We start from the raw sequence: 13,913 nt of genomic DNA, 5'->3' as shown, positions 1-13,913 counted from the left end.
GGATGCCCCGCCGACCCCCATGAGGAGCACGCATGAAGCGCAGAACCCTGGCGATCGCCGCCGTCACCGCGGTGACGCTCGCCCTGGCCGCGCCACCGGCCTCGGCCGCCCCGACCGCCCGCCCGGCCACCGCCGCGCCGGCCGTCGCCGCGCTCGCCGCGCCGGATGTCCAGGTCGCCAACGTCCAGGCGCACCTGGCCCAGTTCCAGAGCATCGCCACCAGCAACGGCGGCAACCGGCGGGCCGGCTCGGCCGGCTACACCGCCTCGGTCGCCTACGTGAAGTCCAAGCTCCAGGCCGCCGGCTACACGGTCACCGAGCAGACCTGCACCAGCTGCACCTACCAGGGCAACAACGTGATCGCCGAGTGGCCGCAGGGCCCGACCACCGACGTGGTCATGTTCGGCGCGCACCTCGACGGCGTCGCCGCCGGACCGGGCATCAACGACAACGGCTCCGGCTCGTCGGTGCTGCTGGAGAACGCCCTGGTGCTCGCCCAGCAGAACCCGACCATGAGCAAGCGGGTCCGGTTCGCCTGGTGGAACGGCGAGGAGCAGGGCCTGCAGGGCTCCAAGTTCTACGTCAACTCCCTGACCACCGCCCAGAAGGGCTACATCAAGGGGTACTACAACTTCGACATGGTCGCCTCGACCAACGGCGGCTACTTCATCAACCGGGTCACCTCCACCACCGCCGCGCCGCTCAAGGCGTACTGGGACTCCCTCGGGCTGTCGCCGGAGGAGAACACCGAGGGCCAGGGCCGCTCCGACGACTACTCGTTCCAGCAGGCCGGCATCCCCACCTCGGGCTACGCGATGGGGGCCAGCGCCCGCAAGACCAGCGCCCAGGCCAGCAAGTGGGGCGGCACCGCCAACGCCGCGTACGACCCGTGCTACCACTCGTCCTGCGACACCACCAGCAACATCAACGCCACCGGGCTCAACCGCAGCGCCGACGGTGTCGCGTACGCCATCTGGGACCTCGCGGTCGGCGGCGGCACCCCGACCAACGACTTCTCCGTCGCGGTCAGCCCGACCTCGGGTGGCGTCACCCGGGGCGGCTCCACCACCGCCACGGTCAGCACCGCCACCACCAGCGGCAGCGCCCAGACCGTCGCCCTGTCGGCCTCCGGTGCACCCAGCGGCGTGAGCGTCTCGTTCAGCCCGTCGTCGGTCACCTCCGGCGGCTCGGCCACCATGACGGTCAGCGCCTCGTCGAGCGCCAGCCTCGGCACCTTCACCCTCACCGTGACCGGCACCGGCTCGGCCACCCGCACGGCCAGCTACACCGTCACCGTCACCGGCACCGGTAGCTGCACCGGCGGGCAGGTCATCGGCAACGGCAGCTTCGAGTCCGGCACCACGCCGTGGACGGCCACCACCGGCGTCATCACCAACTCGTCCAGCCAGCCGGCCCGCACCGGCTCCTACAAGGCGTGGCTCAACGGCAACGGCAGCACCAGCACCGACACCCTCTCCCAGTCGGTGACCGTGCCGGCCGGCTGCTCCTCCTACGCCCTCGCCTTCTACCTGCACATCGACACCACCGAACGGACCACCACCGTCGCGTACGACAAGCTGGTGGTCCAGGTCGGCAGCACCACGCTGGCGACGTACTCCAACCTCAACAAGGCCACCGGCTACACGCTGCGCTCGTTCGACCTCGGCGCGTACGCCGGCCAGACGGTGACCCTGAAGTTCACCGGCACCGAGGACTCCTCGTTGCAGACCAGCTTCGTCATCGACGACGTGACGTTGCAGGTGAGCTGACCGACCCGGGTGGGGTGGACGCCTGGTCCACCCCACCCGGACCGCCTTGTTCCCCCACCCGGACCGTCATGGTTCCCCCACCCGGACCGTCATGGCGATAAATGTCATACCCCGGTCGGACCATGGGGACATGGCTGCCCCCGCGCTGTCCCACCACAGTGGTCAACCCCGATCCGTGCCGCTGCGCGAGCTGCGTACCCGGCTGACCCAGCTGATCGCGATGGCCGAGCTGACCGACACGGTCACCCTGGTCACCCGCGACGGCGACACCCGGCCGGTCGCCGCGATCGTGCCGGCCTCCGCCGCCCGCAGCGCCGCCCAGGCCCGCGCCGACGACGAACGCCTGAGCACGGTGACCGCGGGTTGGGCCCGCCGGCTGGAGGAGTCACACCGGCAGGGCGCCCGCCGGCACGCCGCCGAGCTGCGGGCCGTGACCGACGCGCTGGCCGAGGTATGGGCCGAGCTGGACCGGCACGTCCCACCCGGCACCGACCCGGCCGTCGACCGGCTCCGCGCGGCCCACGCCGACCTGCGCCGCGACTGACCCGGGCACCTCCGCCGCCCACCCGACCCACCCACCCCCACCCGACCCGCCTCCTGCCCGCAGCCCGGGTCGGTTCCCACCCGCACCGCGACCGGCCCGCCCGCCACCAGACGCGTCGCGCTCCCCACCTCACCCCACTCTGCCCCGCCCCACCCCGGTCACCCCAACCCCGGTCACCCCGCCCCGGTGATCAAGAAGTTTGCGTCAGTTGATCAAGAGGTTTGCGTCAACTTTGATCTTCAAGTTGACGCAAACCTCTTGATCACCGGGGCGGGGGACGGAGCCTGGGACGCGGGACGGAGCCCGGGGCTGGGCGGGGGCGGGTGGGGGTGGTTAGGGGACTGGGGCGGGGGTTCGTGTCGGGCGGGTGGGGGTGGTCGGGTGGTCCATCGTGCGCCAGGGGCCGCCCAGCAGTGGGGTGAGCACCACCAGCAGGTAGCAGCCACCCACGGTGAGCAGGACGGGTGTGGTGCCGAAGCCGTCGACGGCCACCCCGGCGGCGAGCGCACCCAGCGGCATGCCGGCCCAGCAGCCCGCCCCGATCACCCCGAACACCCGGGCCCGCAGGTGGGCCGGCACCCGTTCCAGCTCCACCGCGCCGAGCAGCGGGTTGATCGCACCGGCGGCAAATCCGGACAGGGCGAAGACCGCGACGATCCAGGGCAGCGGTGGCGCGGCGGCCAGCGCCCAGAAGGGCGGCGCACCGGCGAGGGCGAACGCGGTGACGAGGGTGGCCCGGCGGGGCAGCCGGTGGCCGACCGCGCTGAACACCAGCGACCCGGCCAGCGCGCCGCCGCCCATCGCGCCGACCAGCAGGCCGAACGCGGTCGCTCCGCCGAGTTCCCGGTCGGCCACCACCGGCAGCAGCACGTTGCTCTTGGTCGCGTCGAAGAAGTTGGTCACCAGCACCAGCAGCACCACCGCGCGCAGCAGCGGCTCCCGGGTCAGGAACCGTACCCCGGCGGCGAATTCCCGCCAGTAGCCGGCACCGCCCGGGTCGGTCGGCGTGGCCGCACGCAGCGCCCGGGGCACCAGCACCGTCACGACCAGCGCGGAGACCGCGAACGTGACGGCGTCCAGGGCCAGCACGGGGAGCGCGCCGAGGGTGGCGACGAGTAGGCCAGCCACCGGGGCACCGATCAGCCGGGCGCCCCGCTCGCTCGCCTCGTACCAGCCGACGGCCCGTTCCAGCGGCACCCCGGCGGCGGTGGCCGCCTCCGGCAGCAGGGCGTTGCGGGCGGTCTGCCCGGGGGTGTCGAGCAGGCCGCTGGCGAAGACCAGCCCGAGCAGCGCCCAGAACGGCAGGCCGACGGTGGCGTCGAGCAGCGGCACGGCGGCGACCGTCAGCCCCGACACCACGTCGGCCAGGACGCTGGCCCGGCGGTAGCCGATCCGGTCCACCAGGACCCCGCCGAGCGCGCCGCCGAGCGCCATCGGTACGGCGGCGACCGCACCGGTGAGGCCGGTGGCGGCGGGCGAGCCGGTTTCGGCGAGCACGTAGAGCGGCAGCGCGATCAGGGTGAGCATGTTGCCGGTGAGCGAGACCGTGTGACCGACCAGCAGGCCGACCAACGGCCCACGGTGGCGCGGCGTCACCGCTGGTCCCGGAAGGCGTGGTAAATCAACGTCACCGTCTCGGCTCCCGGCCGGGCCGGGTCGCTGCGGACCTGCCAGCGGGCGGCCAGCGCCTCCAGGTCGGCCCGCAGCTCGATCAGCTCGTCGCTGGTCAGGTGCAGCCAGGAGTCGCTGCTGGCGGTGCCGCGTACCCACTGCGGGTCGAGGGTCGCCTCGACGTCGAGGTAGTGGCCCAGCCGTTCCACGTACCGGTCGAGGACCGCGCGGCGGAGCAGGTCGGAGGCGGCCCGGCGTTCCGGGTCGGCGAGCAGCTCGACCGGCTCCCAGGAGGTCCGGGTGTGCGTCGCCCGCCACCAGCGTTCGCGGCGGTCGCGGGCGTGCTCGGGGGCCTCCTCGACGAAGCCGTGTTCGGCCAGCTTGCCCAGGTGGTAACTGACCGAGCCGACCGCCTCGTCGATGGCGTCGCTGAGCATGCCGACGCTCTGCGGACCCCGCACGCGCAGCTCGCCGAGCAGCCGCAACCGGGTCGGGTGGGCCAGCGCACGCATCGCCCGGGGGTCGGTCAGGTGCCGGGTGGGTTCCTCCGTCATGCGACCACCCTAGAAGCACAAGACATGAAGTACAAGAAGTGTTGTTGAATGGTGATGGCGCGTCGCGGTGGCCACGCGCTGCGGCGCGCGAACGCGACGGGGAGAATGCGACGGAGCGACGGCTGACGCGGACCCGGCCGGGACCAGGACCAGAGGCGGTGCCGATGACCGAGCCGGCGGTGACCACCGCAACCGGGCCGGCAGCGTCCACCGGCCCGGAGGCGTTCGGCCGGGCCGGGGCAGGGGGCGGGCCGTGACGTCCGGCCTCGCGCTGACCTTCGCGCTCGGCGCGGCGTTCGCCTACGGCGTCGGCTCGGTCCTGCAGGCCGTCGGGGCGCGGCGCGGCGCCAGCACCCTGCGTGCCCTCGGGCACCCGCTCTACCTCGCCGGCCTGGCCTGCGACACGCTGGCCTGGCTCGCCTCCCTGGTCGCCCTCCAGAAGCTGCCCGTGTACGCGGTCCAGTCGGTGACCGCCGGCTCCCTCGCCGTCACCGTGGTCATCGCCCGGATCGTGCTCGGCGCGCGACTGCGCCGCCGCGACACCGCGGCGATCCTGCTCACCGTCGCCGCCCTGGCCGTCATCTCGCTGGCCGCCGGCTCCGAACCGCCGGTCACCGCGTCGACGGCGCTCCGGGTCGGTCTGGCCGTCGCGGCGGTGCTGACCGCCGCCGCCGGGGTCGCCGCCCTGCGGGTGGCCCGACCGGTCGTCGCCGCCATCCTGGCCGGCCTCGCCTGGGGGATCACCGCGCTGTGCGCGCGGGCGCTCACCCCGCCTCCCGACCCGCTGGGCCACCCCGGCGCGGCGGCCTGGGATCTGCTGCGGGAGCCGGTCAGCTGGGGACTCGTCGTCTCCGGGGTGGCCGGGACGATCCTCTACGCGCACGCGCTGCGGCACGGGTCGGTCGGGCCGGTCACCGCCGTGCTCTGGGCGGTCGAGATCGTCGTACCGTCGGTCGCCGGGGTGCTGCTGCTCGGTGACGGGGTCCGGCCCGGTTGGCTGCCCTGGGCGGTCCTGGCCACCCTGACCACGGTGGCCGCCGCGATCGTGCTGGCCGGTGCCCCGGGCACCGCCGACACCGCCGCAGCCGACGACCGCGCTCCCGGCTGAGCCCGCAGGGCACTCCGGGAGAAGGTCAGCCCGGTCGGCGGCCCCCGCCGGCCGGGCGGCGACCCTTGAGCCGACGACCCAGCTCCCGGGCGATCTCCCGGTTGGCGTCGCGTTCGGCGAGGACCTGGCGCTTGTCGTACGAGCGGCGGCCCCGGGCGAGCGCGATCTCCACCTTGGCCCAGCCGTTGCTGAAGTACATCGACAGGGGCACCAGGGTCACCCCGCCGTCGCGCAGCTTCTCCAGGATCCGGTCGATCTCCACCCGACGCAGCAGCAGCTTGCGGGTCCGCCGGGGCTGGTGGTTGGTCCAGGTGCCGTAGCCGTACTCGGCGATGTGCAGGCCGTGCAGCAGCAGCTCGCCGTCGCTCTCCTGGGCGAACGCGTCGACCAGCGACACCCGCCCCTCGCGCAGCGACTTGACCTCGGTGCCGGCCAGCACGATGCCCGCCTCGTAGGTCTTCAGCACGGTGTAGTCGTGGCGGGCCTTCTTGTTGGCGGCGATGAGCTTGCGCTCGGCGTCCCGCGACACGACGACCACCTCCGCTCGGATCTGCCAGCGGCGTACACCCTACCGTCGGTTGCGGCCCGGTCCCCGCGTGGCAGGATCGCCGCATGTCGGAATGGGCGGCGATCACACCGGAGGACCGGGACTGGACCGGCGTCATCGACGACGGCTGCGCCGAGTGCGGCTTCGTGCCGCAGCGGGCCGAGACCACCGGGGGCCGGCTGCGCGCCACCGTCCCGGTCTGGCGGGACGTGCTGTCCCGGCCCGACGCGACCCGGCGGCCCGCGCCGACCGTCTGGTCGCCGGTGGAGTACGCCTGCCACGTGCGGGACACCTGCCGGATCTTCCGGGGTCGGCTGGCGCTGATGCTCGACGAGGACGACCCGGTCTTCCCCAACTGGGACCAGGACGCCACCGCCGTCGAGGACGACTACTTCCACCAGTCACCGGCCCGGGTGGCCGGGGAACTCGCCGCGCAGGCCGAGTCGACCGCCGCCGCCTTCGACGCCGTCACGCCCGCGCAGTGGGACCGGCCGGGCCGGCGCAGCAACGGCTCGGTGTTCACCGTGCGCCGCTTCGCCGTCTACTTCCTGCACGACGTGGTGCACCACGTACACGACGTCACCCGCCCGGCGACCCCCCGCTGACCCGCCAGGCGACGTCGCGGGCGGGGCCGCCCGGGGCCGACGTCGAGGGGCGGTGTGGCGCAGCCCCCGGCGCAGCCGCGCGGCCGGTAGGGTCCGCGGCCGTGACCGACGCCGACTTCCTCGCCGAGACCCGCGCCTCCTACGACACGATGGCCGCCGGGTACGCCACCCGGTTCCGGGCCGAGCTCGCCGCCCGCCCGGTCGACCGGGGCATGCTCGCCGCGTTCGCCGAGACCGTCCTGGCCGGCGGCGGTGGCCCGGTGCTCGACGTCGGCTGCGGCCCCGGCCGGATCACCGGCCACCTGCGCGCCCTCGATCTGACCGTCACCGGGCTCGACCTGTCCCCCGGGATGCTGGCACAGGGCCGGCTCGCCCACCCCGACCTGCGCCTCGTCGAGGGGTCCATGCTGGACCTGCCGGTGGCCGACGGCGTGCTGGCCGGGCTGGTCGCCTGGTACAGCGTCATCCACGTGCCCGACGAGTGGCTGCCCCGGGTGTTCGCCGAGTTCCACCGGGTCCTCGCCCCCGGTGGGCACGCCCTGCTCGCCTTCCAGGTCGGCGACGAGACGGTGCGCTACACCGAGGCGTGGGGTGACCCGGTCTCCCTGGCGTTCCGTCGCCGCAGCCCGGACCACGTGGCGGCGTTGCTGCGCGCCGCGGGGCTGCCGGAGCAGGCCCGGATGTGCCGGGCCCCGCAGGAGTTCGCCGGCGCCACCGAACGTACCCCGCAGGCCTGCCTGCTGGTTCGTCGGGACGACGACCGGGCGTGACCGGGCCGCCACGGTACCTCGTATCCTGTTGCGCGGATCTGGCCCACCGTACGAGGAGGTTGGTGTGAGCAGTCGGACCGAGACGCTGGAATTCCAGGCGGAGACACGCCAGCTGCTGCAACTGATGGTGCACTCCATCTATTCGCACAAGGACATCTTCCTGCGCGAGTTGATCTCCAACGCCTCCGACGCGTTGGACAAGCTCCGGCTGGAGTCGCTTGTCGACTCCGACCTCGACGTGGACACCACCGACCTGCACATCGAGCTGGTGATCGACCCGGACACCCGGAGCCTGACCGTGCGGGACAACGGCGTCGGGATGTCCCGCGAGGATGTCGTGTCGCTGATCGGCACCATCGCCCGTTCCGGCACCGCCGAGCTGCTGCGCAAGCTCAAGGAGTCCAAGGACAACGCGGGCAACGAGCTGATCGGCCAGTTCGGCGTCGGGTTCTACTCGACGTTCATGGTCGCCGACCGGGTCACCCTGCTCACCCGGCGGGCCGGGCAGACCGAGGGCACCCGCTGGGAGTCCAGCGGCGAGGGCACGTACGTGGTGGAGACGGTCGACGACGCCCCGCAGGGCACCTCGGTCACCGTGCACCTCAAGCCCGCCGACGACGAGGACAACCTGCACGACTACGCCGACCTCGCCACGGTCCGGCAGATCGTCAAGCGGTACTCGGACTTCATCGCCTGGCCGATCCGCACCACCGTGCCGGGCGTCGACGGCGGCGAACCCACCGAGGAGACCCTCAACTCCCGCAAGGCGCTCTGGGCGCGTCCGCGCGACGAGGTCGCCGAGGAGGAGTACCGGGACTTCTACCGGCACGTCAGCCACGACTGGACCGACCCGCTGGAGACCATCCACATGCGGGGGGAGGGCACCTTCGAGTACGAGGCGCTGCTGTTCCTGCCCGCGCACGCACCGTACGACCTCTACCAGGCCGACGGCCGGCGCGGGGTGCAGCTCTACGTCAAGCGGGTCTTCGTGATGGACGACTGCGCGGCGCTGATGCCGAACTACCTGCGCTTCGTCAAGGGCGTGGTGGACGCGCACGATCTGTCGCTCAACATCTCCCGGGAGATCCTCCAGCAGGACCGGCAGATCCAGATCGTCCGTCGCCGGCTGGTCCGCAAGGTGCTCGCCACGGTCAAGGACATGCGCACCGGCAACCCGGAGCGGTTCGCCACCTTCTGGGGTGAGTTCGGCCGGGTGGTCAAGGAGGGTCTGCTGGAGGACCCGGACAACACCGAGACGATCCTGGAGCTGGTCTCGGTCGCCTCCACCCACCACGACACCGAGCCCACCACGCTGGGCGGGTACGTGGCGCGGATGAAGGACGGCCAGGGCGAGATCTACTACGCCACCGGCGAGAGCCGCACCATGCTGGAGAACTCGCCGCACCTGGAGGCATTCCGGGCCAAGGGCTTCGAGGTGCTGCTGCTCACCGACCCGGTCGATGAGGTGTGGGTGGAGCGGGTCGGCCAGTTCGACGGCAAGCCGCTGCGCTCCATCGCCAAGGGCGAGGTCGACCTGGAGACCGAGGAGGAACGCAAGGACACCGAGGTCGCCCGGGAACAGCAGAACAAGGAGTACGCCGAGCTGCTCACCTTCCTCGGCGGGGCGCTCGCCGACACGGTCAAGGAGGTCCGGCTGTCCTCCCGGCTGACCACCTCGCCGGCGTGCGTCGTCGGCGACGCCCACGACATCACCCCGACCCTGGAGAAGATGTACCGGGCGATGGGGCAGGAGTTGCCCCCGGTCAAGCGCATCCTCGAGCTCAACCCGACCCACCCGCTGGTCAGCGCCCTGCGCGTCGCCCACCAGCGGGGCGACGACACGTCCGGGCTGACCGAGACCGCCGAGTTGGTCTACGGCACGGCGTTGCTCGCCGAGGGGGGCGACCTGGCCGACCCGGCCCGGTTCGCCCGGCTGCTCGCCGACCGGTTGGCCCGTACCCTCTGATCCGGCACGGTCCCGGCCGGGAGGTGCCCGGCCGGGACCGGCGTCCGGCCGACCCCGTCGGCCGACTCCGTCCGACGGCCGGCGTGTAGCCGCCCGGACGCCGGGTAAGCGCGGAGCCCGGCGAGCAGGAGGCGGTGCCGTGACAGACGCGTTCGTCAACTGGTCCGGCAGCCTCACCTTCACCCCGGCCCGGCACGCGCAGCCGACCGACGAGGCCGAGGTGTGCCGGCTGGTGCGGCGGGCCCGCGAAACCGGCGCGACGGTACGCCCCGTCGGCTCCGGTCACTCGTCGAGCCCGCTGGTGCGCACCGACGGCGTGCTGCTCAGCCTGGACCGGTTGGCCGGGGTGCTGGCCGAGGACGGCGACCGGGCCACCGTGCTGGGCGGCACGAAGCTGCGGGCACTGGGGGAGGGGCTCTACGACGCCGGGCTGGCCATGGACAACCTGGGTGACGTCGACTACCAGTCGATCGCGGGGGCCACCGCCACCGGCACCCACGGCACCGGCCTGGGCTTCGGCAACCTCAGCACCCAGGTCGTCGGGGCGCGACTGGTCACCGGCACCGGCGAGGTGCTGGACGTCGACGCCGAGCAGCACCCTGAGCTGCTGCCGGCGGTGCGACTGTCGCTCGGCGCGCTGGGGGTGGTCACCCGGCTGACCCTGGACGTGCAGCCCCGCTACGACCTGCGCCGCCGTACCTGGTGCGCCCGGCTCGACTGGACCCTCGACCACCTGGCCGAGTTGCAGCACACCAACCGCAACATGGACTTCTACTGGTATCCGCGCAGCGACCAGACACAGGTGCGCACCATGAACCGGGCCGACCGGCCGCCGGTGGAGCAGGGGGTGTGGGACAGCGCCGGCACCGCACCGGCGCGGACCCGGGAGAACGAGGTGGGCCCCACCCACCGGACCATCCCCCGGGACCGGGCGCTGCGCTTCGAGGAGATCGAGTACATGCTGCCGTCGGAGGCGTTCCCGGCCTGCTTCGCCGAGGTACGCCGCCGGATCATGGTCCGGCACCGGCGGGTGGCCGCCTGGCGGGTGCTGGTGCGCACCGTCGCCGCCGACGACATCTGGTTGAGCAACGCCCACGGCCGGCCCACCACCACCATCGCCTGTCTGCAGAACGCCGGCCTGCCCTACGAGGAGTACTTCCGGGACATGGAGGCGGTGTTCCGTCAGTACGGTGGGCGGCCGCACTGGGGCAAGAAGCACTGGCTGAGCGCCCGGGAGCTGCGCCCGCTCTACCCCCGGTGGGACGACTTCCAGGCGGCCCGCCGCCGGCTCGACCCGGACGGGGTGTTCCTCACCCCGGACCTGGCCCGGCTGCTGGAGCCGGTGTGACCCCGGACGTCGGGGCGCGGGTGTGGGTGGTGCCGGGCGGGCACATCCCGTTCCCGGGCAGCGGGGAGGAGCCGCAGTTCACCGGTTTCGACCAGCTCTGTGTGCTCAACGCCACACCGACCGACGCCGACGTGGAGTTCGACCTCTACTACGAGGACGCCGAACCGGTCGGGCCGTACCGGATCACCGTGGCCGCCCGCCGGATCCGACACGTACGCCTCAACGACCTGATCGATCCGGAGGCGGTCCGCCTCGACCGCCCGTACGGCTGCCTGCTGCGCTCGCCGGTGCCGGTGGTGGTGCAGTTCCTGCGTCAGGATACCCGGTTGCCCGGTGCGCTGGCGCTGGCCACCACGATGGCGTACCCGGCGTGAACGCCGGCAGGTTCGTCGGTGGCCGCCCCGGGCCGCCGGGTGCCTGCCTTTTCCGGGCCGGGCGGTCGAGGGGCGGCCGGCGGTGACCCGGCTCGGCAACCAGATCTTCGCCGCGGGGCGGGACTCGCACCGCCGGTTGCAGACGTACCTGATCGTCGCGGTGCAGGCCGGGCTGGCGGCGGCGCTGGCCTGGGTGCTGGCCCGGGAGGTGCTGGGCAACGCGGAGCCGACCTTCGCACCGGCCGCCGCCGTCGGTGTGATCGCCGCCGCGTTGGGCAACCGGGCCCGGCGCACCGTCGAACTGATCGTCGGTGTCGTACTCGGCATCCTCGTCGGCGACCTGCTCATCCTGCTGCTCGGCACCGGCCCCTGGCAGACCGGCGTGATCGTCTTCCTGGCGATCACCGTGGCGGTACTGATCCGGGGCACCGGCGCGCTGATGACCCAGGCCGGCGGTACGGCGGTGCTGATCGCCACGCTCACACCGACCGCGCCGGACCTGGAACTGCCCCGCACGCTCAACGCGTTGATCGGCGGCGCGGTGGGCCTGTTGGTGGTGCTCGTGCTGGTCCCCCTGCATCCGCTGCGCACCGTGCGCCGGGTGGCCGGCCCGGCGTTGGACCTGTTCGCCCAGGACCTGACCGCCTCCGGACGGGCGTTGGCGGACCGGGACGCCGACGCGGTCGAGGAAGTCCTGGACCGGATGCGCGACGCCGAGCCGGAACTGCGCCGGCTCGGCGAGGTGATCGAGGCCGCCGACGAGGTGGTCCGGCTCTCCCCGGTGCGCTGGCGGCGACGCCGGGCGCTCAGCGCCTACCGGCAGGGCGCCGACCACCTGGACCGGGCCTTCCGCAACAGCCGCTCCCTGGTCCGCCGGATCGGCACCGCGCTGCGCGACGACGAGCCGGTGCCGGCCGAGCTGCCCGTCGCCGTGACGGATCTCGGGGAGGCGGTCCGGCTGCTGCGTGGGGAGTTCCTCGGCACCCGCGAGCCGGTGCACGCCCGGGAACGGGTGCTCGACGCCGTCCGGGCGGCCGGTGCCGCCTGCCGGCAGGAGGTCGGTTTCTCCGGCACCATCGTCGTGTCCCAGCTGCGGACGGTCGCCAACGACCTGCTGCGGGCCACGGGTGTGCCGCGCGACGAGGCCCGGCGGATGGTTCGACGTGCCGCCGCCGGGTACTGACGGTGCCCGGGTGCCCGTGCCATGTCCGCGAACGTCGATGTGTTCGCCGCGATGGTGGATAGGGTGGGTGCTGGTGTGCCGGGAAGTCTGGTCGGCGATGGATGACGCGACCCCTGCCGACGAGGAGTTTCCGTGACCGACGCCGACCGGCGCCGTACCAGCCTGTTCGCCCGCCGCTCGTGGGGCGAGACCAGCCGCATCTCCACCATTCTCCGCAAGGAGACCGTCGGCGGGGCACTCCTGCTCGTCGGGGCGTTGATCGCCCTGGTCTGGTCCAACACTCCCTGGTCGGAGCAGTACCAGGCGCTACGGGACCTCACCGTCGGCCCGGCGGCGCTGCACCTGGATCTCAGCCTCGCCACCTGGGCCGCCGACGGTCTGCTGGCCGTTTTCTTCTTCGTGGCCGGTCTGGAACTCAAGCGCGAGTTCGTCGCCGGTGACCTGCGCGATCCCCGGCGGGCTGCGGTGCCGGTGGCGGCGGCGGTCGGCGGGGTCGTCGTGCCCGCCGTCCTCTACTACGTGATCGCCGCCGGCGCGGGTACCGACGCCGGCCGGGGCTGGGCCATTCCGACCGCCACCGACATCGCCTTCGCCCTGGCGGTGCTCGCCGTGGTGGGCCGGTTCCTGCCGTCGGCGCTGCGGACCTTCCTGCTCACCCTGGCGGTGGTCGACGACCTGCTCGCCATCATGATCATCGCGGTCTTCTACACCTCGGACCTGTCCGTCGGCCCGCTGCTGGGCGCGTTGCTGCCGCTCGCCGCCTTCGCGTTCCTGGTGCAGCGTCGCGTCCGGTCCTGGTGGCTGCTGCTGCCCCTGGCCGCCCTCACCTGGGTGCTGGTGCACGAGTCGGGCGTGCACGCCACGGTGGCCGGCGTCATGCTCGCCTTCACCGTGCCGGTGGTCCGCAGCGCGGCGGCCGGTGGCCCGGACGCCGGCCCCGGCCTGGCTGAACACTTCGAGCACCGGGTCCGGCCGATCTCCGCCGGGATCGCCGTTCCGATCTTCGCGTTCCTCTCCGCCGGCGTCACCGTCGGCGGCCTCGCCGGCCTGGCCACCGCGTTGACCGACCGGGTCGCGATCGGCATCGTCGTCGGCCTGATCGTCGGCAAGCCGGTCGGCATCCTGATCGCGACCTGGCTGGTGTCCCGGTTCACCCGCGCCGACCTCGACGAGGGCCTCAACTGGCTCGACGTGCTCGGCCTCGCACTGCTCGGCGGGATCGGTTTCACCGTCTCGCTGCTGATCGGGGAGCTCGCCTTCGGCCTCGGCAGTGAGCGGGACGACCATGCCAAGATCGCCGTACTCGCCGGCTCACTGCTGTCTGCGCTGCTGGCCAGCGTCATCCTGCGCGCCCGGGGACGCGTCTACCGGCGGGTGCACGACGCGGAGAGCATCGATCTGGACCGCGACGGTGTACCGGACGTCTTCGAACCGGAGTCGGAGCGGCCCACCGGGCGGTGACCCGGCCATCGCAGCGGTGCCCCCACCTGGTCGCTATGATCACGGCGATCCGAGGAGCGCCGGGAAGTCTGGT

Annotated in this window: 13 protein-coding genes; 10 read left to right on the top strand and 3 right to left on the bottom strand. The window is 73.1% G+C overall.

Features of this window, described 5'->3' with window-relative positions; translation table 11 throughout:
- Window positions 1-32 precede the first annotated feature (32 nt).
- On the top strand, window positions 33-1,769 hold the full coding sequence (locus AB0B63_RS28550; RefSeq protein WP_357024280.1) for a M28 family peptidase: 1,737 nt from the start codon (window positions 33-35) through the stop codon (window positions 1,767-1,769).
- 130 nt (window positions 1,770-1,899) lie between these two features.
- Window positions 1,900-2,313 (top strand): type II toxin-antitoxin system Phd/YefM family antitoxin, encoded by a 414-nt coding sequence (locus AB0B63_RS28545; protein ID WP_208570641.1) that lies wholly within the window; start codon window positions 1,900-1,902, stop codon window positions 2,311-2,313.
- A 333-nt stretch (window positions 2,314-2,646) separates the two neighbouring features.
- Here AB0B63_RS28545 and AB0B63_RS28540 read toward each other — a convergent pair whose 3' ends face one another.
- Entirely contained in the window at window positions 2,647-3,909 is a 1,263-nt protein-coding gene (locus tag AB0B63_RS28540; RefSeq protein ID WP_357024276.1) for an MFS transporter, read from the bottom strand.
- A complete protein-coding gene (locus AB0B63_RS28535; protein WP_357024273.1) occupies window positions 3,906-4,478 on the bottom strand; it encodes a helix-turn-helix domain-containing protein in 573 nt (190 codons plus the stop codon). Before AB0B63_RS28535 ends, AB0B63_RS28540 begins: the two co-directional genes overlap by 4 nt.
- 253 nt (window positions 4,479-4,731) lie before the next feature.
- Between AB0B63_RS28535 and AB0B63_RS28530 the strand changes: the two genes are divergently transcribed.
- Entirely contained in the window at window positions 4,732-5,586 is an 855-nt protein-coding gene (locus AB0B63_RS28530) for a hypothetical protein (RefSeq protein WP_357024270.1), read from the top strand.
- 25 nt (window positions 5,587-5,611) lie between these two features.
- Here AB0B63_RS28530 and smpB read toward each other — a convergent pair whose 3' ends face one another.
- Window positions 5,612-6,115 (bottom strand): SsrA-binding protein SmpB, encoded by a 504-nt coding sequence (gene smpB / locus AB0B63_RS28525; protein ID WP_208570638.1) that lies wholly within the window; start codon window positions 6,113-6,115, stop codon window positions 5,612-5,614.
- A gap of 83 nt (window positions 6,116-6,198) precedes the next feature.
- Between smpB and AB0B63_RS28520 the strand changes: the two genes are divergently transcribed.
- The 7 genes from AB0B63_RS28520 to nhaA all read left to right on the top strand — a co-directional run bounded on the left by AB0B63_RS28520 (window position 6,199) and on the right by nhaA (window position 13,840).
- Window positions 6,199-6,738, top strand: coding sequence for a DinB family protein (locus tag AB0B63_RS28520; RefSeq protein ID WP_208570637.1), 540 nt, complete (start codon window positions 6,199-6,201; stop codon window positions 6,736-6,738).
- A gap of 101 nt (window positions 6,739-6,839) precedes the next feature.
- On the top strand, window positions 6,840-7,508 hold the full coding sequence (locus AB0B63_RS28515) for a class I SAM-dependent methyltransferase (protein ID WP_357024265.1): 669 nt from the start codon (window positions 6,840-6,842) through the stop codon (window positions 7,506-7,508).
- 64 nt (window positions 7,509-7,572) lie between these two features.
- Window positions 7,573-9,474 carry a molecular chaperone HtpG gene (gene htpG, locus AB0B63_RS28510; RefSeq protein ID WP_357024262.1) on the top strand — a complete coding sequence of 634 codons (1,902 nt, stop codon included), beginning with the start codon at window positions 7,573-7,575 and terminating at the stop codon, window positions 9,472-9,474.
- A 139-nt stretch (window positions 9,475-9,613) separates the two neighbouring features.
- Entirely contained in the window at window positions 9,614-10,822 is a 1,209-nt protein-coding gene (locus tag AB0B63_RS28505) for a D-arabinono-1,4-lactone oxidase (protein ID WP_357024259.1), read from the top strand.
- Window positions 10,819-11,196 (top strand): sensory rhodopsin transducer, encoded by a 378-nt coding sequence (locus tag AB0B63_RS28500; RefSeq protein ID WP_357024256.1) that lies wholly within the window; start codon window positions 10,819-10,821, stop codon window positions 11,194-11,196. Before AB0B63_RS28505 ends, AB0B63_RS28500 begins: the two co-directional genes overlap by 4 nt.
- A gap of 82 nt (window positions 11,197-11,278) precedes the next feature.
- Complete coding sequence (locus AB0B63_RS28495) at window positions 11,279-12,379, top strand: FUSC family protein (protein WP_357024253.1); 1,101 nt, start codon at window positions 11,279-11,281, stop codon at window positions 12,377-12,379.
- Window positions 12,380-12,511: 132 nt separating this feature from the next.
- Window positions 12,512-13,840, top strand: a complete 1,329-nt coding sequence (nhaA, locus tag AB0B63_RS28490; protein WP_357024250.1) for a Na+/H+ antiporter NhaA — start codon at window positions 12,512-12,514, stop codon at window positions 13,838-13,840.
- The last annotated feature ends 73 nt before the right edge of the window (window positions 13,841-13,913 follow it).

Source organism: Micromonospora sp. NPDC049081, from assembly GCF_040648835.1.
In the GTDB taxonomy this organism is placed as follows: domain Bacteria; phylum Actinomycetota; class Actinomycetes; order Mycobacteriales; family Micromonosporaceae; genus Micromonospora; species Micromonospora antibiotica.
The sequence above is the reverse complement of the archived record's forward strand: the minus strand, read 5'-3'. Positions and strand labels throughout refer to the sequence as shown.

Bases quoted from the DNA above. Each gene is read 5' to 3' on its own strand.
- AB0B63_RS28550 (WP_357024280.1), top strand. From the start codon at position 33: ATGAAGCGCAGAACCCTGGCGATCGCCGCCGTCACCGCGGTGACGCTC.
- AB0B63_RS28545 (WP_208570641.1), top strand. From the start codon at position 1,900: ATGGCTGCCCCCGCGCTGTCCCACCACAGTGGTCAACCCCGATCCGTG.
- AB0B63_RS28535 (WP_357024273.1), bottom strand. From the start codon at position 4,478: ATGACGGAGGAACCCACCCGGCACCTGACCGACCCCCGGGCGATGCGT.
- AB0B63_RS28520 (WP_208570637.1), top strand. From the start codon at position 6,199: ATGTCGGAATGGGCGGCGATCACACCGGAGGACCGGGACTGGACCGGC.